Origin of the sequence: Flavobacterium qiangtangense, from assembly GCF_042658345.1 — a bacterium.
GTDB classification, from domain to species: domain Bacteria; phylum Bacteroidota; class Bacteroidia; order Flavobacteriales; family Flavobacteriaceae; genus Flavobacterium; species Flavobacterium qiangtangense.
Map to the genome: position 1 here is coordinate 604952 of NZ_JBHSQB010000007.1, position 20839 is coordinate 625790.

Genomic DNA, 20839 nt, shown 5'->3' on the forward strand with positions numbered 1-20839 from the left:
TCTTTTGAAAAAGACATTTTATAGCAACGGGAAATTGTTCATTACGGGAGAATATGTAGTTCTTGACGGAGGAATTGCTTTTTCGCTTCCCACGAAATTTGGACAAAATCTAATTATCGAAGAAAACAACGGAGATTTTCTACATTGGAAAAGCTTTGACTGCAATGATAAAATTTGGCTAGAGGAAAAAATCTTGATTTCAGAAATTAAAAATAATTCTAAAAACGGAAATCCTGCCAAAGATACTTTGGTAGAAATTTTGCATTTTGCTTCTGAAATGAATGGGGAAATTTTGGAAAAAAATTCGGGTTTTGATGTAAGCACTAAACTTACTTTTCCAAGAAATTGGGGACTTGGTTCTTCTTCAACTTTGATTAATAATATTGCACAATGGTTTGAAATCAATGCTTTTGAACTTTTAAACAAAAGCTTTGGCGGAAGCGGTTATGACATCGCAAATGCCCAAAATGATACAGCAATTCTGTACCAAATCTCAGGTATAAATCCGATTGTGAAACCAATTGATTTCAGTCCTGAATTTGCTAAAAACATCTTTTTTGTTTATTTGAATCAAAAACAAAGTAGCAAGGAAGCTATCAAATCATATCGAGAAAAGAAAAGTGAAATTGGTCCTATTGTTGAGAAAATTGATTCAATTACAAAAAAAGCTTTGCAAGCAAACAATTTTGAGGAATTTGGAAACTTGATGAAACAGCACGAAGCTACATTGAGCCCTGTTTTAGAAATAAAAACTGTTCAAGAGCGCTTGTTTTTAGATTTTGATGGCGTTATTAAAAGTCTTGGCGCTTGGGGCGGTGATTTTGTAATGGTAATTTCTGAAGAAAATCCGAAAGATTATTTTAAGCAAAAAGGTTTTGACACAATTCTGACTTACGAAGAAATGATTCTTTAAAAATTAATAAAACAAAAAAAATCCCGATTTCACAATCGGGATTTTTTTTTGGAGTCATTCGAATATTAGTATCCGAAATCTAATCTGTTATCTTCAATGTCTGCTTTTTCTTTCAAAGCAGGAATGATTTGTCCTGAAGCTGCTGCGCTCTGTGCTTTTAATCTTGCAATATAAGAAGCATGATTTGGCAAAGCTGGAGCTTGAACAACTGCCTTCGTTTTTACTCTGTAAACTGCAGATTTTCCTTCAATTACACCAGAAACTTTATTTGCAGCTGTTGCAAATGCAGTTCCAACAACTTGTGGTTCTGAACCAAAACCAACCAAATTTGGAGATTGAAGTGTAATGTCTGTTGCAGTTGCAACAGCTACTTTTCCTGCTTTTGCAGCTTCTTCTAACGTAGCACCTTTAAGCATTTCCTTAATTTTAGCTGCTTTTTTCTCGTTTTTCAAGATTGGTTCAATCATTGGTCTAGCTTCCGAAATTGGTGTCAAACCTTCTTCATTTACTTTCTTAAGTTTAACGATCAAGTTACCATTTGGAACATTGAATCTTTTCACGTCGCCTTCGTCAGTTTTTTTATCGAAAGCCCATCTAACAATTTGTCTTTGATTAGCATATTGACCAATATTTTCATCCAACGCTTTTACATTTGCAGATGGTTGAAGAGTCAATCCCATTGTTTTTGCAACGGTTGTTAAATCTTTATTAGCAGCTTCAGCTTCAAATTTATTTGCTTTTGCAAAAATTTCATCGCTTGTTTGCTCAGATGGCTCGATTGTTTGTGCGATTGTTGCCAAACGAACTGCATCTTGCTTGTCAGTTACTTTAATGATGTGGAAACCAAATTCTGTTTCAACAACTCCCAATGAACCAATTGGCTTATTAAATACGAAGTCATCAAACGGCTTAACCATCTGTCCTGGCATGATATTGTCATATTCTCCTCTGTTTTGAGCAGATCCAGAATCATCAGAATTTGTAGCTACTAAAGATTCAAAAATCGCTGGATTAGCTTGAATTTGAGCTAACAAATCGTTTGCTTTTGCTTGTGCTTCTTCTTTAGTTCTTGTAATTGCTGGATTTGGGATTTTTCCACCTTTGTATCCAATTAAAATATGGCTTGCTTTTGCACTTGCTCCAGCTCTTTTACCTAAGGATTTGCTGATTGCATAATATCCGTTTAAAATATATGGTCCAAAAACTTCACCTGCTGGCAAGTTGTATAATTGATCAGCATATTTTGCAGGAAGATCTTTTTTCGTGATGTAAGTTGAATCATATTTGATATCAGATCTTGCGTCAACAAACTCTTGGTTTTTTGTAGTCAATCTTAAAGAATCAACTAAAACCGCAACATTTTTTTGAACTTCAGCCTCATCTTGAGCAGAAGGTTTATCCTCAATTACAACATACTGTAATTCACGAGTTTCTGCAGCTTTGTATTTTTTCTCGTCTTTTCTCATGTAAGCAACAATTTCATCATCTGAAACCGGAACTTCGCTATCTTTAATTGACGTATAAGGAACAGCTACATAATCAAAAGTAACTTTATCTGCTTCTAATTTATATTGAAATTTTCCATCGGCTTCAGTCGCATTGAATCCAGCCTTGATCATTGTGCTATAAATCATATATTTTGCAGAAAGAGCTGCTTGATTTTCTCTTTCTGTCAAAGAGTTCGCCAAATCAGGATTTGATTGGAAGAAATCTTTAAATTTTTGTACGTCAAATTGACCTGCAGCATTTTGAAATTGAGGATTTTGACCAATATCTTGTGATTGCTTTAAAGCATCCATGATTTGATTTTCACCAACTCTAACTCCAAGTTTTTCAAATTGTTCTTGTAACAATGCAAGCGAAACTTCTTGATCCCAAACTCTGTTAACAGCTTGAATTGAAGTAATTCCTTGTCCGCCTTTCTCTGCCGCATCTACTTTAGCTCGAAAGTCTTCATAAGAAATATCTTCTCCATTAATGCTTCCAACATACTTTGAAGTTTGTTTAAAACCACCGCTGTTGATAAGGTCACCCACAACAAATGCTAATAAGCAAAACCCTATAACAACTATAAGAAGTAATGATCGTTGTCTAATTTTTGATAAAACTGCCATTTTTTTATTGTTAATTTTTAAATTCAGTGGGCGAAAATACGATTATCTATTTAATAATAAAAGCAGTAAACTTATATTTTCGAATAAAGATGTAGTTTTTTTTGAATATCCTGTAGAAGTTTAGGAAAACCGCTCTTAAATATTATTTTTGGTTATCTCTTTTTATTTTGGTCACTCATCTTTTTTGCGAAATTTCTACGAAAAAAAAACATAAAAAGCGCAATTGCTCCAAAGAAGAAGCTAATCCATGGACTTCTTTCGGCTGAGTTTAAGTTCATAAAACCGTCAACTACAAAAAGCACTGCAGCAATCAGATAGAAATACTGAATATATTTTAAATATGTCATTTTGATTAAATTTTAAAATTCGTCGGCTTGCCCTTCTCCAAAGAAAGCCTGCCCGTTTATGTCCTTAAAATCTCGACTAGCGTCGAAACCTGTTGTGTAAAAAATATTTCCTGGACCAAGTGTGAGTTTGCATTTTTTCTCTGTAAAAAACCATTCTCTTTTTTGATCATAGTACAATTGGGTAGTTTCAAGAATTTTTCCGTCGTCAGAAGTAATTTTTACATTTCCCTGTAAATCGATAACGTCAGTTTCTTTATATCGTATGGCGTAATCTGACCTTATGAAGCTTTTTTTGTTGTTTGGGTCAAAAAGGGTAACATCAATTCCTTTTGGAAATTCAATATATGGAAACGATACATTTCCGAAGTCTAACATTTTTGGAGACACCATAATGGCTTTAATTTTGCCAGAATCTGTGTATTTTAAATTGACAGTATCTGCTTCGCCAACAGGCGCAAAATTTGCGACATTGATTTTTTGAACGTCTTTAAAATTACTCTCGCAAGATGTCAAAAACGCAACAGCTACAATAAATAAGGAAGAAAAAAATATCTTAATTTTTGAAATCATGTTACATTTTTGGGATAACTACACACTCATTAATCCAGCATTTTATTGAAATTTGCTGTCCCGATTTTCTTTTTGCATCTGAAACATCTTTTTTCGACGGTGCCTTTTTCATAAAACTTTCTGCCAAATCATCTGCTGATTTTTTAAATTTCGGCTCTACAACACCTGCTTTTTTAGCACTTTCTGCCGCCAACCAATAAACAGCTTTGCTGTCAAAATTATTTTCGCCACAATCATTAATACTGTTAGCATAAAGTTGCGCGATATAAGTGTGCGCTTTTCCCATTGACGGCTTCAATTCTATTGCTTTTAGCGCAGCTTCCCTTGCTTTTGCTTTATTTGAATAACCATAAGTTGTTGCAAGTGTGTAATAATATTCTGCTTTTTTATTTGCATCAGTTTGCAAATCGGCAGCTTGAGCAAAATATTCTGTTGCCTGTTTATTATTTTTTGCAGATCTTGAAATGACCGCCATGTTATAGGCTGACTTTGAAGACGGATTTACTTTATGAAATTGCTCTGAAATCTTTGTATACAACTCTGATTTACACTTTTTTGAATTCAGTCTATCAGCAGCTCTTTCAAGCCAAAAAGCATTGTCTTTATTTTTTTCGAAATTTTTGTCATAAAAAGAAGTCAGCGATTCGCAGTTGGCAATTTCATTAATTCTTCCGTCAAGATTACTCGAAACAATATTTAATTGGTCCAAACTTACTTTTGAATTATCCAGCGTTCTTTTTTCTTCGGATGTCAGAACTTCTGTCTTTTGCTTTAGCGTTAGCGCATCAACTACCTTTGAAATCGAAGCAACTTCAATTTGAACTTTCTCTGCGATTAAATCTAATTTTTCGAAAACTTGATCTGCCGTAATTCCTTTATCGCCAGATTTAAATTGTTTTGAAAGTAATTCTGAATACAAATCTAACGCCGTTGGACTTGTAAATTGAGCATATTCTGTTTTAAAAGATTTATCTAAAAAAGCATAAATTTCATCATCTGTCCCCACTTTATTTTCATAAAATAAAAGCGCTTTATTTAATTTATTTCCTTTATTGTTGTTCGGAAAATTTTTGTCATGCTCATCATAAAGACTTGCAAGCTCATTGACAATGATGTTTTTCGCTTCAGAAGCATTTGCTTTGTAAATTTTTTGCTTTAAGATTGTTTCTCCAATTAAATAAATGGATTCATCAAATTTTGCGCATTTCTTTTTCAAATCAAGCCAAGGCTGATAAGTCGATTCGTCGAAGTTATTTGTTTTCGCAAATTCTTGAAAAGCCACAACTTTGTCTTTGCATTCTGAATCTTGGGCAAATAAGATGCTATTAAAATTCAAAAATGCGATTACAAACAAGGCAATCTTAAAACACTTTTTTTTACTATTCATATTTTCTTTTTACAAACCATCTATCACTTAATGAAAGACTTAAGAAGACATTTCCGTAAATTTCTTTTACAAGATTTGCACCAGTTGTTCCTCGTCTTCCATATTCAAAACCAAGATTTAAACTTGAGAACGGACCGCCAACTGGCAATCCAAGACCCATTGTCACACCATAATCTTTGATTGCTGTATTCGCAACAATCAGACCCGTATTTTCATATTTTAAACCTGCACGATATGTTATTTTTTTAAAATAACTTGAGTATGATTTATAGTCAGGAGTAAAATATCCGCCTAGTGAAAATCGCTTTGCATCTTCATAACTTACATTTGTGATATCATCGAAACGGTTTCCAAAATCACTCGATTTTTGCATAGTGACCTCTCCTCCAACAAACCATTTTGATTTTTGTCCAAATCCTGCACCAAACGAAAGTTTACTCGGCAATTTTAATTCAGTATTTGCAACGTCAATTGTTTTCTCAACATCCACGATTTCGTCTTGATCTGCAAGAATTAAAACCGTAGCAATTTTTCTTTCATTTACAGATTTTATTTTTCCTTCGGGACTATAAGTCATACTTGCCACAAAATCATATTTTTTGTTGATTTTTGCGCTATATATCAATCCAAGATTTACATTAAAACCACTTAAATCAGAAGTATTTAACTCTCTTGTTCCTAAAACAACATCTTGAACAGAATACAGGTTTTTAGTTTCAACGTTTCCAAAATTGTAATTTGCATCAGCACCCAAACTAAAATTCTTAGTTATTTTATAACCTGCGCCAAAATAAACTTTATTCAATCCACCTTCGCCAGTATATTGCCTACTCGGAACGTTTTGATCAGCAGAAATACTTCTAATTTTATACCCAACAGATGAATATGGAATCAATCCTGCTCCAAAACCCAATTTCCCAGCAGGAAATGCAAACGCCAAATAATCAACCGTCGTTCTAGTCGCGTCAGCTGCGGATGTACTTGTTCTAAAATTTGTCGTACTGTGACTTCCTCCAACAGAAAAAGTCGTTAATTTTAAATCTGAATAAGCCGCTGGATTTTGAAGATTGATGTGAATACTGTCATTCAATATTCCCAAACCTCCCATTGCTCTGTTTTCTGCAGTTCCTTTAAATCTCACATCTCCAATTCCATAATATGAATATGGCGAAGCCGTTCCTTCTTGTGCTACAGATGCTACTGAAAAAAGCAAACCAAAGCTTACTATAATTTTTTTAATCATTTTTGATTTTGTATTGAAATAAATGGTTCAAACTTTCTAGAAGAAAATTTGAATTGGCAAATATGGTATTTTTTAATCGTTTAGCCAAAAAATCGGAGTCTCCACCAGTTAAAATTATCGTAAATTTTGGATAAATCTGTTTGTATTCATTTATAAAGCCGTCAATTTCATTAATTAAGCCATTAACCACGCCAGAATGAATGGATTCGGACGTAGAATTTCCAATAAAATTTTCAGGATTTTCTACTTTCAATAACGGAAGTTTTGCCGTAAAATTATGCAACGATTCATATCGCAAACGCAATCCGGGAGAAATCGCCCCGCCGAGATATTGATTTTTGTCGTTTATAAAATCATAAGTGATGCAAGTTCCCGCGTCAATCACCAATCTATTTTCATTTTTAAACTGCAAAGTTGCGCCACTTGCCAAAACCATTCTGTCAATTCCAAGGGTTTTTGGCGTTGCATATAAATTTTCAAACGGAAATTGATCTTCATGCGATATAAAATCAATTTTTAATCTTTTATCGATCTTTAAAAAATCCTCTTTTTCAAGATTTCCGACCGAAGCAACAACCAAATGTGTCACTTCTGGAAAATTTTTTAAAATATTTTCAATTTTTTTTTCAAGTTCATTTTTAGAAAAAACAAAACTTTCAATCACGGTATCGTTCTCAAAAACAGCACCTTTAATTCTGGTATTCCCAATATCAATCGCTAAAAGCATATTCGTTTATTTGATTTTGCGAAGGTACGAATTGATTTTTTTAAAAAAATGTTTTGGATAACTCAAAAAACGTTCTATATTTGCACCCGCAATCAGCAAGTAGTAATACTCAAAATTGTAACGGTACCTTAGCTCAGATGGTAGAGCAATGGACTGAAAATCCATGTGTCCCTGGTTCGATCCCTGGAGGTACCACTTAAAGCCTAAACATTTATTTGTTTAGGCTTTTTTGTTTTTAGTTACTTCCCAAAATCACAATTTTCTTATAATAAACCATACCTCCCAGAAAAGTCAGCTATTTTATATTTATATTTAATATGAAATCTTAAAAACAGAATCGATGGTTTGGTGGAAAAAAGTTTTAATTGGAATTGTCAGCCTTATCGGTTTGGTGTTTATCGCAAACATTGGGCTGAATTTTTGGATCAAAAAAAGATTGCCAATTGTAATTAACGAAAATAACAATTCGCCATACCAAATCACTTATAAATCTTTAGATGTGACGCTTCTCGACGGAAGCGCGACCATCAAAGGAATTACGCTTGTCCCAAAGTCTTCCTTAGAAAAAAAAGACGTTAAATCTGGAATTTATGCCACCATCGTCAGCATCAATGTTGAAAACATCAGCGCGTGGTCGATTCTTTTTAGTGATAAAATCAAGGCTTCAAAAATCAAGATCAACAAACCCGAAATCATTTTGTTCAAAGCCGATGAAAAAGCCTTGAATAACCCAAAAAGCATTCGGGATAAAGTTGTGGCACCGTTTAAAAACACGATTTCGGTTTCTGATATTTATTTGTTCAACGCGAGTTTGAAAATTATTTCTACCAAGACAGACAAAGCCTCACTTTTGGTCCACAATCTTTCAATGCAATTGGAGGGTTTAGTTTTGGACGATGCTACTTTGGAAGAAAAAATTCCTTTCACGTATCGCGATTTTAAGCTAGATTGTGACAGTATTTATTATCGAGCCAACGAATTTTACCACATCACGGCAAACCAGATTAAGACTAACAAAACCGATTTAAAAATTGCCGATTTCAACCTGATTCCAGAATATAATCGACCAGAATTTGTGCGAAGAATTCCGAAGGAAAAAGATATTTTCACGATAAATGCGGAAGAAGTTAGCATAAATAATATGGATTGGGGTTTTAAAAACGACAAGTTTTATTTTAATTCTACGAATATTTTTTTAGATAAAGTTTTTGCAAACATTTACCGTCCAAAAATGCCTGCAGATGATTTATCCAAGAAACCGCTTTACAACAAATTATTGCGTGAAATGAAGTTTCCGATGCACGTTGATACGCTTGCCATTCGCGAATCTACGTTGGAATATGAAGAAGAAAAAACGTTTGAAAAAGGTGCTGGATTGTTGTCTTTCAACAAGTTTAATATGTTTGTAACCGACGTAAATTCTGGCTATGGACAGAAAAAACTTCCGGAAATGAAGATAAATGTCAATTGCAAGTTTATGAATGTTTCTCCAATGAAAGTCACTTGGAAAATCAATATTTTAGACAAAAACGACGGTTTTAATATCAAAGGAAGCATTTTAAATTTTCCGGCAAAGCAGTTGAAACCGTTTACAAAACCTTATATGAACGTGGCCGTGGACGGAATGTTAAACGAAGTCTATTTTAATTTTACCGGAAACGACAAGACTTCAAAAGGCGATTTCGCGATAAAATATGACGATATAAAAGTCACGATTTTTAGAAAAAACAAACCGCAGAAAAAGAATAAACTTTTGTCTGCTGTTGGTAATTTATTGGTAAAAAATGATTCTGACGAAAAATTAGCCGAAGCTAAAGTGGAACTGGAACGAATTCCGGAGAAATCGTTTTATAACTTTCTTTGGAGAAACATCGGCGAAGGTTTGAAAGAAACGCTTTTGAAAATTTAGTTTGCTTTCTTCTCTGGAATTTCCTCCCCGGTTTTACTGAAAATCTTAATCTTTGGATCATCAGAAGTTCCTGTCACAACCACCGGAATTCCAATCAAACCAACTGGTGGCAAACCAACTCTGATTCGCAAGTCCAGCTGCCCGTCGAAGCTGGTTTCTCCTTTTAAACGAAGTCTGAAAAGCGCGATTTTCATCTTAGTTTCTTCGATGCTGATGATATTATTTTTGATAGAAGATTTAATATTTACTTCGCTCAAATCTGGATTATCGATTGTTTCAAAGTCAGTTTTTTTGCTCAATTGTCCAAAAAGTTTTAATCCGTTGACTTTAATTTTGCTTAAAGTTACCACGCCATTTCCTTCTAAAGTTGGATAAACGGGTTGCATTTCTTGGTTTAATTTCCCTTTTACGGTATAATCTAAAGAAATAATTCCTTCCGCTTTTTCGGCAGCAGATGCTAATTCTCTAAACATTTTTATTTCGTTGTACGCTTTTTTCACGTTGAAATTTTTGGCTACAAAATGAACGTCGAACGCCGCTTCCTTTGGACTCAAATCATCATAAAATCCGTTGATTCCAACATTGCAATCGATGATGTCAAAACCAATTTTTTCGAACAAAAGCTTTCCGTTTCTGACCGCAACATTTCCTAAAACATTTTTCAATTTCAAGCCGTCATATTCCACATTTTTTGCGTTTGCCAGAAGCGAAACATTTAAGTTTGTGGGAAGCAAAATTACGCCAGAAGATTTAGGATTTTCTTTCGCAACTTCTGATTTGTCGTTTGGTTTTCCTGTCGCTTCAGACGTTTGCGCCATAAATTCATCGGCCAGAATGTTATTGGAATCAATATTGAAATTTCCTTTTAAAGTTGCATTTTTCTCTAAAAAGAAATTAATTACGTTTTGCAAATGACCTTTCAGCGCGAAATCAGATTTTCCATAATTGGCAGAAAATCGGTCGAAATTCATTTTGTCTTGGTTGAAAGAAAAAAGTCCTTCCTTGATAAAAAACGGTTTTGGGAACAATTCAGAAGTCGTTTTTATCTCGCGTAAAGCCAAACTTCCCTTGTTTTGCAACTTGCTGTATTGCCCAGTTGTTGCATAACTTTGCTTTCCTTTCAATGATAAATCGGCTTTTGCATAACCCGTAACGTCCAATCCGTCTTGCTTGAAAACCTTGTAAATTCGGGAAATATCAAGTTCACCTTTTGCTACAATGTCATAATTTACATCTTCAAAATTGGACAAAATAGCTTTCAAATAAACTGGTTTTCCTTCAAAAACAAATGAAGCCGGCGTAATTTGAATGTCTAAATCTTTGAAATTCCCAGATTGATTTTGTACCGAAGCGAGAAATTGAATATCAGTAATCGGGTTTGGATAATACTCGGTTTTAACTTCGCCATTTTTCAAATTTATGACGCCCGCGGTAACCGGAAACAGTTTCTTTTCAGCATTGTAATCTCCTTTTGATTTGACGGAAGCTGTCAAATTTCCTTTAAAATCCAGTCCGTCAAAACCTATGGATCTTGATAATTTTGCCAAATCCAATTTTGATTTCAAATCCGCTGAAAGCGAAATATTGCTCATTCCTTTTGAATTTATCTTGGCGCTTAAATAATCTTCACCGATATTAAAATGCAGCGTATCTAAATCCACAATCAATTTTTCGGTGTCTAAAGACGGTAATTGCGTTTTGAATTTTAGCGAAATATTGGACGTTTCAAACGGCGAATCGCTGTAAGCAATTGAGCCTTCGCGGATGTTCATTGCAAAAGACAAATCTGGTTTTCTGTTCAACGAAGCATTGTAATTTCCTTTAAAAGTCAAAAGCAAATCAGTTCTTCCTTTGACTTTTGTCTTTTCTAACCACGTCACATATTTTGGTGGCATCGCCGTGAAAACATCGTTTAATCGACTGTCGTTTGATTCAATTTTCAAATTAATGTCATATCCGTCTTTTAAGAAATTCATCTTTCCGATGAAGCTGATGGGTAGTTTATTTATTTTCAAATCGTTTTGCTGGAAGACGAACGCCAGCGAATTGGTATTGATTCTGGTAATCAAATCAGCGCCAACTTCCTTGTTTTTAAGATATGTTTCTCCGTCGAATGTAAAATCTAAGGAATCAATTTTGGCCTCGGTATATAAATCAAAAATCGACTGGTCTAAATTTCCTTTTCCGACGTAATTAAAACCTTTTGCATCGATATTTATTTTGGCTGAAATATCATTGTATTTCAACCTAACATTTTGAATATCAATTCGCTCTAAACGAATGGCGGTGGAAGTTGTATCAGTGGAAACTTCTTTTTCATCAGAAATATAAACGTTGTAATTGGCTTGCCCTTTTTCATTGACTTTGACATTTACAATTCCCTCGGAAAGAAAAATTTCGTCGATATTTACAACTCCGTCAAAGATCAGGCTCTTTAAATTGATTCCAAAACCAATTTCTTCGGCCGCAACTAAAGTGTCGTTTTTATAAGGCGCCGAACCTTTTAGCGAAAATTCGTCTAAAGAAACGGTCAGCGAAGGAAAATGCCTGAAGAAAGAAAGTTTTGATTCTTTAAAATTCAGCTCTCCATCTAACTTTTTGTTTGCCAACAATTTAACTTGTTCCGCAATGGTTCCTGGGAAAAGCAATGGGAGAAGAAACATCAGCAGAAGAATGCTTCCGATGGTGATTCCGGTGATTTTTAAAATCTTGATTCCTAATTTTTTATAGTCGAATTTCATACTGCAAATGTAATGTGGGAAAGGATTATTTCCTAACACGATTTTTCTGAATTTTATGCAACAAAAATGCCTTCCTAAATTAATAGAAAGGCATCTTAAAAAAATACTAACTAACTCAAATTTATTATTGTTTCATCAATTTTAAGGTTGATTCGCGGTCTTGATCGTCAATAACTTTCACGATGTACATTCCTTGATTCAAATTATCGATTGAATATTGATAATTATTGTCAAAACTTCCTTTAAATTCTTTCACCAATTGTCCGGCAATTGAATAAATTGAAACTTGTTTTGTGTTCGTGCTGATATTGAAGTTTCCTTTTGAAGGATTTGGATACAATGCGATTGATTTAAAGTCAAAATCTGGATTGCTTAAAACCGCTTGTTTGTTTCCATACACTCTGAAACCGTCGATTTCAATGCTCACCGTTTGACTTGTACTTGTTACTTCGATTGGAGTTCCGGTCATCAAGTCATACCAAGTTCCTGTGTATGGAAAACCTGCAACACCGGTAAATACGGCATTTGTAGCATTTGTCAATACAAAAACATAACTCAAGTTTGGCGTTTGTGCTGTGCTTGTCCAAATGTCTAATCTTGGTCTTCCTGTTGTGGCTTGATTCCAAGAATATTGGCCATTTTCAAAAACATTTTCAGTTTTCTTCAAGTCGATCATTTTTGACCAATCGTCATAAACTTTCCTTCTGTTTGTATTTGCAAGCCAGTTTCCTGTCCATTGATTTTGTGGTTTTGTATCTAATTTACAATCTCCGGTAATTGCATCATTTTGGTTATTCACCGTTCCGTTATTACATGTAAAAATAGAATCTTCATAACCAAGGTCTCCAAAATGGTAAATCATTTTTGGCCCAGGAACTAACAAATGTACTGCCCCCATTGCTGACATTCTTTTTAAAGCTCTGGTTAGATTTCCGTTCGTTTGTCCGGTTTCGTTCATTGCTTTATACATTACCCTTTCCTCGTCGTGGCTTTCTGCATAACCGATAAACATATTGGTGGCATCAGCAACTCCAGATAGATTTGTGCTTACTCCTTTCAAGAAATTAGCATAAGGATCAGTCATTTTTCTCCAAAGCATAATTCCTTTTGAGATTCCGTCAGCATCGCCTGTTTTTCTGTAATTTGCCCATTCTACTTCTTCAGTATAAGAACCTCCGTTGCCTAAATGTTCAAAGATTACATAGAAATTTGGGTTAATAGCCCATTGCATATCGGCATATTGTTTCAATTTTGCAACGCGGTCTGCTTGGTACGAATTTGTACACGTTTCTTGATTGGAACCGCTTGGACAATTTTGTGTAAAACCTTTTGTCAAATCCCAACGGAAACCGTCAATTTTAAATTCGTTCATCCAGTGTTCGATTGTTCTTTGCGAATAATATTGCGTCATATTATTAGCATTGAAATGATTCAAATCAGTTCCAACGCTGTACGAATGTGTCGCCGATTGATTTGCATACGGATTTTCTGCTGTAACTCCATCTCCCCAACCGTCATTGTTTGTGTCAACCATCCACATTCTTTCTAACGGCGAACGACTGAAAACGTGGTTTAACGCTACGTCTAAAATAACCGCAATACCGTTTTGGTGACATAAATCGATGAATTCTTTCAGCTTTGCTTCCGTGCCATATCTTTTGTCTAAGGCCATGTGGTAAGCGGTGTTGTAACCCCAGCTTTCATTTCCTTCAAATTCCATTACAGGCATTAATTGGATGGCATTTATTTTTAGATTTTTGAAATAATCAATTTTGTCAATCAAGTTTTGATAGGTTCTGTTGGCATCAAAATCACGAACCAAAACTTCATAAATCACTAAATCTTTTTTAGCCGGTTTTACGAAATTTGTTGTTGCGTCACTCCAAGTATAATTGTAATGCGCGTTTGGACCTGTTTGCAAAACCGTAACTTCTCTTTCTTGACCAGCAGGAAAAGGAGGTAAATTTTGGTAAACACCCAAAGTTTGAATTTCAGGATCATCAAATTGGCTCAAAACCAATGTTGAAAATGGATCAGCAGTTTTCACCAAAGCTGGTGAATTTGCAGGAAGATTTGTTTGATCTCCAACCCAATACTGGTAAGAATATGAAGTTCCTGAAGTTAATCCAGTCAATTCTAACCAAAATTTCCCTGAAGCAGGATCTTTTTTCATTGCATAAGCTCCTGACGGCTGGTAATTATTAAAGCTTCCGGCAACATAAACGAAATCTTTATTTGGCGCATTTAAAACCAAAGTTGCTTTTGTTGGATCAGCTTGATTGTAATTGATTCCGTCTTTCATTCCTGTTGGTAACGCCTGCGCAATTGCTCCAGGATTTACAATTACAGAAAAATTCTTAACTTTTATCACTCCGTTTTGGGTTACTTCTAAATCATAATTTTGGTTAGATGTAATGTTAGTGTGATTAAAAGAATAAGTGGCGATATTTGACTGCGAGTTAATGCTAACGCCGTTTGCTTTTAAATTATAATTAGCGTTACCACCAGTATTGTTTGCAGTGATACTTAAATTTCCTCCAGAAGCAATGATGGTCTGTGTTGCTGCTGGAGCGGTTAAATTCAGCTGAAACGCACCTACATTTGAAAACATATCTTGTGATTTTTTATCTCCTGTAGCATTTTTAGCTTTGATCAAAAAACCAATTCTGGTAATTCCGGTTCTATTGTAAAAAGTCGTTGGAACAAAAGTTATCGAATAAGTATCTGTTCCTGCGTTATAGGTCAATTTGTTAGCTTCATTTGAATTTGTCCAAGTTCCATTGGTTGGACAATCGACAGAAACATTATTAGCGTCTAACGACCATGACCACAAATAAAGTGCATTTCCTGTAACGCTCCAAGTGGCTTCGTTAATACTGGCGCCACTGAAAGAAAGTGTAACCGACTGCGTTTCTTCGAATGTTACCGGCGAGACGGTGTTGGTCACGGTCTGTTGCTGACTCCAAGCGAAAGAAGCGATCAATAAAAATAAAAATGTAATTTTTTTCATATTAATTAATTTAAAAAAGGGCTGATTTTCATCAGCCCTTTTTATTTAAATTATTGTGCAGTAAGCGTATAAGTATAGTTTCTTGGGTTACTGAAGTCCAACTTGATTACATATGTTCCAGGAGTTGTAACTTGAATGTTTGTACCGTCGTTAAAATCAAGTACCCCATTTCCACCAGCGTCGCCATAGTTGATTGCCCATGCATCGTTTGCTCTGAATTTTAATTCTCCAGCAGATAAGGTCAATGTAACTTTCCAAACTTTTTCAGTTGCGTCATAAGTCATATCGTGATCCATAATTCCGTTGTCTGGCCATCCGTTTGGAGTAGCAGAACCTGTTACACCCCAGTTTGTAAGTGTAGCTGTGTAAGTCATAATTTCTGGATCTGTATTTGCTTTTACCCAATAGTAACCAGCACCAGTTGTCAATTTGATGTTTGATTGCTCGCTTTGAGATAAAACTCCTGAAGAACCGCTTGCATCTGCGTCACCATAATCTCCGTCAAAACCAGTTACGTTTGGAATCATTTTAAATTCTGGAGCTGCAACGTTCATGTAAATATAACCTTCAAAAGAAGTTGAACCAAAAGCTTCTCCTGCTATGAAAGGAGGATTTGTGTTATCACCCCAATCTGCTCCATAACCACTTGCATTTAAAAAGTTTCCTCTTAAATATAATTTTGGGCTTTCAGTTGAATAAGGAGTAATGATCATTTCTACAGAATTACTTACTAATTCTTGAGAACCAACATGTGCTCTAACTCTTACTTCAAAGTTTGCGATTTCAAAAGGCGTTGCTCCTAAAGCAAGTAACGCATTGTTCATTACATTATGAGAAGCTGCCAATTGAAGTGCTCCTGCTGTTGTTCCGATTGCTACTGGCGTATCAAAATTATCACCAGCGAAGTCAATTTCCAAGTCATATTGAGGAATGATGCCTTCGCCAAAGTTTGCAGCGCTCCAAACAAATCTTTCTGCAAGAAGATCCATTGTTTCTGGATTCAATACATAAGCATTTCCTTCTTCAGGAGCTTCTAAAACTGGAGCGTCGATTCCTGTTACAACTGGTCTGTCTTCAACATCGTCAACATTACATGATACTGCAAAAACTGCAAGCATCGCTATCATAGAGTTTTTTAATATTTTTTTCATTTCTTTTAAAATTTAAAGTTTTTAGTATCCTGGATTTTGGATTAATTTAGAGTTAGCTGCTAAAGCATTTGAAGGTATTGGATAAATATTTCTGAAACTTGGAGTTGGACTACCATTTTGAGTATTTCCTTTCCAAGACCATAAATAAGAACCTCCTGTAAATTTCCCGAAACGGATCAAGTCAGTTCTTCTGTGACCTTCCCAATGTAATTCTCTTGCTCTTTCATCTAAGATAAAATTAAGGTCAATTGAACTCACATTTCCTGTAGCGTTTCCAAAAGCTCTTTGTCTCAATAAATTTACATAAGACAAGCCTGTTCCTGTATTACCAGCACCTCTTAATGCGCATTCTGCATACATTAAGTAAGCGTCTGCTAATCTAAACATTGGGAAATCTGTATCAACAAAATCTCCAGATGAATCAGAACCTTGATTTCCGTTTATGTCAACATTTTTAAATTTTTCAACAGCATAACCTTCTGCAAAGTTACCCACGTCGCTGATTGCCAATGATTGACCTTCTGTGTGAAAATTTGATCTTTGGTCAGATGTTCCTGCTTGAAATTTATTTACAAAAGCAGAAGTTGTTCTGATACCGCCCCAACCTCCATTGATTCCAAATTCAGCTGGAGACATTGAACCACCAACCGGAGCATGAACTAAGAAAGTTGTTCCTCCATAAGTTTTTGTGTTCAATCCGTCGAAAGCAACTGCAAAGATTACTTCGTTTTGAGAACCATTTGTATCGTTATCAGCGATAAACAATTGTCTGTAATTGTTATGCAGGCTATAACCAGATCCAATAACATTATCCAGGAATGGAACTGCGTCAGCATATCTTTCTGTACCGATATAAGCTTTTGCATTCATCATTAATTTTGCGTGAAGCATCCAAGCAGCCGCTTTATCAGCACGCGGATATTCATTTGTTTTTGGCGCTTTTAACAGTGGATCGATTTCAGTAAGTTCTGTATCAATGAATTCAAACATTTCTGCCGAAGTAACCTGTTCTGGCAAGAAAAATCCCGTTTGATCATTTTCAGTTACCAAACCTACTCTACCTCCAAATAAATCTAAGAAATGCCAGTAACTTAGAGCTCTCAAGAATCGAGCTTCTGCTCTGTAAGTTGCAATTTCTGTTCTCAATTCTCCAGAAACACCTCTTGAATCAAGTTTTTCATCGGTTGTCTGTCTTAAGAATTCATTGCAATTTTTAACTTGAAAGTCAAGCCTGCTGAAAGTTGCGTTGATAAACAAATCTGTTGCAGACCATGTTTGATAGTGGAAATCTTTGATCGTATTATCGTTCCAACCAATGATTGCTTCGTCAGTTGAAAGCTCGTTCATGAGCCATAAACCACGAATGTACTGGCTTGCTCCTTCGTCAATTCCAGAAATATCTGGAGAACCGGCTGGTCCATTCTGACCTGTCGTTGCAAGACCTGCGTACAACTTTGCAAGCGTTTGCTTATATGCCGCTGGATTGCTGTACAACTCATCAACCGAAGGATTGCCGATACTTTGCGGATTTGATTGGTCAAGATCATCTGTACACGATCCAAAAGAAAGTGCCAGAACCAAGATTCCAATCTTTGTTAGAGTTAAACTAATTTTTTTCATATTCAATTTTTTATTTTTAGAAATTAACATTCAAACCTAAAGTATAGGTTCTTGGTCTTGGATATAAATTGTTATCAATTCCTGATGTATTTTCAGGATCAATTCCTTTATAGCCGGTGATTAAAAATACATTTTGAACTGCTCCGGTCAATCTCATGTTTGAACCTTCTGAAAATACATTTTTAAATGTATAACCAACCGTTACGTTATCCATTCTTAAGAATGAAGCGTCTTGGATATAATAATCTGATTCAAATCTTGGAGCTGCAAAATTGGCATCTAATATACTTACGTGAGCATTGTTAAGATAGTTTCCATTTGATGGAAGAGAATTTTGCTGACTTCCGTTGTTTGAAGACACGTTATTGTAATTGTAATTTCCAACGCTTCCTCTCCAGCTCATTGAGAACCACCAGTTTTTATAGCTAAAATCTGTATTAAAGCCATAGAACATATCTGCAGCTGGTTTTCTGAATCTGTATTTATCATCAGCATTTACGATCCCGTCAGCGTTTCTATCTACATAAATTCCGTCAAGTGGCGCTCCTGCCGCGTCATACGCTTGTTCGTAAACAAAGAATGAAGATGGCGCAAATCCAACTTGGTGGTTTTGAACTGTTGTTCCTGTACCTCCAGAGATTCCTCCAACATTAAATCCTGCTTTTGATCCGGTTAATTCTGTAATTTCAGAGTTTTGGAACGTTACATTTCCTCCAATTCTCCAAGTCATATTATCATTTTTAATTGGGTAAACATCAAAACTTACCTCAACACCTTTATTTTCTAAACTACCAATATTGTAGTTAGCTCCGTTTGAAAAGTTAACACCTTGTGGATTTGGTGCAAAAACAATCAAATCATTTGTCTCGCGCTTGTAAACCTCAACTGCACCTTGAACTCTATTATTAAAGAAGCCAAAGTCAACACCTAAGTTGATTGTAGTTGTTTCTTCCCATTTTAAGTCTTGGTTGTATCCAAGTGGAGAAGCAGTTTGTACATAAATTGGACTTCCGTCAGGATTGTACCCAATTTGATAAGCTGCAGTATTTGTAGAATTAGAATACAATGGGTAAGAAGGATATCTTGCACCAGTATCTTGTTGCCCAGTAATACCCCAGCTAGCTCTCAATTTAAGGTCACTAACGATTGTACTTTCTTTCAAAAAGCTTTCTTCTTTAATCTTCCAGGCAACTGCTGCTGCAGGAAAATACCCCCATCTGTTATCTTTTTGAAACCTTGAAGATCCATCAGCTCTAAAAGATCCGTTTAAGATATATTTATCAGCAATAGTAACTGTTGCACGACCAAAAAATGATTGAATATTCAAACGTTCTTTAGTTGGATTCGATGGATTTAGCACATCATTTGCAGCATCGTAATTAAACCCTTGGTTACTGTACCTAAAATCTTGATAGTTGTAACCTCCAGTAACATCAACATTAGTATTTAAACCGTCAATAGTTTTGTTATAATTAAAATACAAATCCATTACTTTATTTTGATTGTCTTGCGTTCTTCTATATTCAGAACCTGCTTCTGCCGGAACAACATAATCATCATCTGTGTAACCAAAAGATCTTCCCGAAGCATAATCATAACCAAAGTTTGCTACCAATTTTAAGTCTTCAAAAGAATGAATTTTATATTCTGTTTGAATGTTTCCGATACTTCTGTAAGTATTACCAAAATTGTGTTTTTGTTCTAAGAATGCAACAGGATTTCTTGAAGCATTCACTTCATAAGCACCGCTTGTTGGGTTTGCCCATTGATAAAAACCTCCAAAAGCATTTTCTTGGTAAACCGGCTGTGTTGGATCAAAAGCAACAGCTGCTCCAATCGCACTTTTCTCACTAAAGTTATTTTGAATAATTGAGGTCTTATTATTTACTTCAATTTTTAAATGTTTGTCTAAAAAGTTTCCAGTAACATTTGCTCCAATAGTAGTTCTCTCAAAATTATCGTGTTTTAAAAGTCCGTTTAAGTTAGAATACCCTAAAGAAGCTCTGTAAACGATATTGTCAGTTCCTCCAGAAACAGCCACGTTATGATCTGTACTTAACGCTGTTCTATAAATCTCTTTTTGCCAATCTGTGTTAGCTGTCCCTAATAATGGAACTTGAGTTTCCGGATTACCAAATTCGTTAATGTAAGCTCTGTATTGGTCTGCGCTTAAAACATCAACAGTTTTTACAACTTCACTAACTTGAAAGTTTCCATTGTAAGAAATTTGCATCTCACCAGATTTTCCTTTTTTAGTTGTAATAATTACAACTCCGTTAGAAGCTCTTGAACCATAGATTGCAGTCGCGGCAGCATCTTTTAAGATCGTCATGCTCGCAATGTCATTTTGGTTGATATTTGCCAAAGGATTTCTTCCTCCTTCAACTCCACCACCACCAGCATCAACTGGAACTCCGTCGATAACATACAAAGGATCATTGTTTGCATTTAATGAAGAACCGCTTCTGATTCTAATTAAAGAACCTCCACCTGGCTCACCTCCGCCATTTGTGATTTGCAAACCGGCAACACGACCTTGCAATAATTGATCTGCAGACACTAATGGTCCTTTGTTAAATTGTTCTGAAGTAATATTTGTCAATGCTCCAGTTGCATCTTTTTTAGTTGTAGTACCATATCCGATAACCACAACTTCTTCTAACTGAGAAGCATCTTCTTCCATTGTAACGCTAACATTTTTTTGTCCAGCATACGTTACGGTAGTCATTTTATATCCAAGATAATTAAAGGAAATAACATCTCCAGATTTTACTCCAGAAAGAAGGAAATTTCCATCAATATCTGTCGTGGATCCACCAGAACCACCTTGAATAGTTACATTTACTCCAGGTAATCCCAATCCAGACGCTTGGTCTTTGACATTACCGCTTAATGTGTTCTGTGCCAGCACACTAAACGGGAGCAGTAGTAATAAAAGCAACAACTTTTTATAAATTGTTTTCATACATTTTGTTTAGGTTAAAATTGAGTTTGAATACCTTATATTTTCACTTCGAATGTTAAACTTATGTAAATTTTCTACACTACAAAAACGTTTTCGTAAAACAGAGTACCGAAAACGTTTGCGTGTTGAAAACTTTACTGAA

13 protein-coding genes and 1 tRNA gene are annotated in these 20839 nt (G+C 35.2%); 3 read left to right on the forward strand and 11 right to left on the reverse strand.

Annotated features, from left to right (window positions below; translation table 11 throughout):
* The first annotated feature begins 4 nt into the window (after nt 1-4).
* A complete protein-coding gene (locus tag ACFPVY_RS10550) occupies nt 5-913 on the forward strand; it encodes a GYDIA family GHMP kinase (RefSeq protein WP_379791960.1) in 909 nt (302 codons plus the stop codon).
* 65 nt (nt 914-978) lie between these two features.
* Here ACFPVY_RS10550 and ACFPVY_RS10555 read toward each other — a convergent pair whose 3' ends face one another.
* From ACFPVY_RS10555 to ACFPVY_RS10580, 6 genes are all read right to left on the reverse strand, one after another.
* Nucleotides 979-3027 (reverse strand): peptidylprolyl isomerase, encoded by a 2049-nt coding sequence (locus tag ACFPVY_RS10555; RefSeq protein ID WP_379791961.1) that lies wholly within the window; start codon nt 3025-3027, stop codon nt 979-981.
* A 152-nt stretch (nt 3028-3179) separates the two neighbouring features.
* Nucleotides 3180-3374, reverse strand: coding sequence for a hypothetical protein (locus tag ACFPVY_RS10560; protein ID WP_379791962.1), 195 nt, complete (start codon nt 3372-3374; stop codon nt 3180-3182).
* A 12-nt stretch (nt 3375-3386) separates the two neighbouring features.
* On the reverse strand, nt 3387-3944 hold the full coding sequence (gene lptC / locus ACFPVY_RS10565; protein ID WP_379791964.1) for an LPS export ABC transporter periplasmic protein LptC: 558 nt from the start codon (nt 3942-3944) through the stop codon (nt 3387-3389).
* 1 nt (nt 3945) lies between these two features.
* The gene (locus tag ACFPVY_RS10570; RefSeq protein ID WP_379791965.1) at nt 3946-5331 is read right to left on the reverse strand and encodes a tetratricopeptide repeat protein; all 1386 of its coding nucleotides are present in this window, start codon (nt 5329-5331) and stop codon (nt 3946-3948) included.
* Nucleotides 5324-6574 (reverse strand): hypothetical protein, encoded by a 1251-nt coding sequence (locus tag ACFPVY_RS10575; RefSeq protein ID WP_379791966.1) that lies wholly within the window; start codon nt 6572-6574, stop codon nt 5324-5326. The genes ACFPVY_RS10570 and ACFPVY_RS10575 overlap by 8 nt, the downstream gene beginning before the upstream one ends.
* A complete protein-coding gene (locus tag ACFPVY_RS10580; protein WP_379791967.1) occupies nt 6567-7301 on the reverse strand; it encodes a type III pantothenate kinase in 735 nt (244 codons plus the stop codon). Before ACFPVY_RS10580 ends, ACFPVY_RS10575 begins: the two co-directional genes overlap by 8 nt.
* Nucleotides 7302-7423: 122 nt before the next feature.
* Here ACFPVY_RS10580 and ACFPVY_RS10585 point away from each other — a divergent pair.
* A tRNA-Phe gene (locus ACFPVY_RS10585) sits at nt 7424-7496 on the forward strand.
* 145 nt (nt 7497-7641) lie between these two features.
* Nucleotides 7642-9210: a hypothetical protein gene (locus tag ACFPVY_RS10590; protein WP_379791968.1), complete on the forward strand. Its 1569-nt coding sequence runs from the start codon at nt 7642-7644 to the stop codon at nt 9208-9210.
* Here ACFPVY_RS10590 and ACFPVY_RS10595 read toward each other — a convergent pair.
* From ACFPVY_RS10595 to ACFPVY_RS10615, 5 genes are all read right to left on the reverse strand, one after another.
* Entirely contained in the window at nt 9207-11951 is a 2745-nt protein-coding gene (locus ACFPVY_RS10595; protein WP_379791969.1) for an AsmA-like C-terminal region-containing protein, read from the reverse strand. The two genes, ACFPVY_RS10590 and ACFPVY_RS10595, sit on opposite strands and share 4 nt — an antisense overlap.
* 124 nt (nt 11952-12075) lie before the next feature.
* Nucleotides 12076-14961, reverse strand: coding sequence for an alpha-amylase family glycosyl hydrolase (locus ACFPVY_RS10600; protein WP_379791970.1), 2886 nt, complete (start codon nt 14959-14961; stop codon nt 12076-12078).
* 50 nt (nt 14962-15011) lie between these two features.
* Entirely contained in the window at nt 15012-16112 is a 1101-nt protein-coding gene (locus tag ACFPVY_RS10605; protein ID WP_379791971.1) for a SusE domain-containing protein, read from the reverse strand.
* A gap of 21 nt (nt 16113-16133) precedes the next feature.
* Entirely contained in the window at nt 16134-17732 is a 1599-nt protein-coding gene (locus tag ACFPVY_RS10610) for a RagB/SusD family nutrient uptake outer membrane protein (RefSeq protein ID WP_379791972.1), read from the reverse strand.
* Between the two features lie 16 nt (nt 17733-17748).
* Nucleotides 17749-20697, reverse strand: coding sequence for a SusC/RagA family TonB-linked outer membrane protein (locus tag ACFPVY_RS10615; RefSeq protein ID WP_379791973.1), 2949 nt, complete (start codon nt 20695-20697; stop codon nt 17749-17751).
* Nucleotides 20698-20839: the final 142 nt, after the last annotated feature.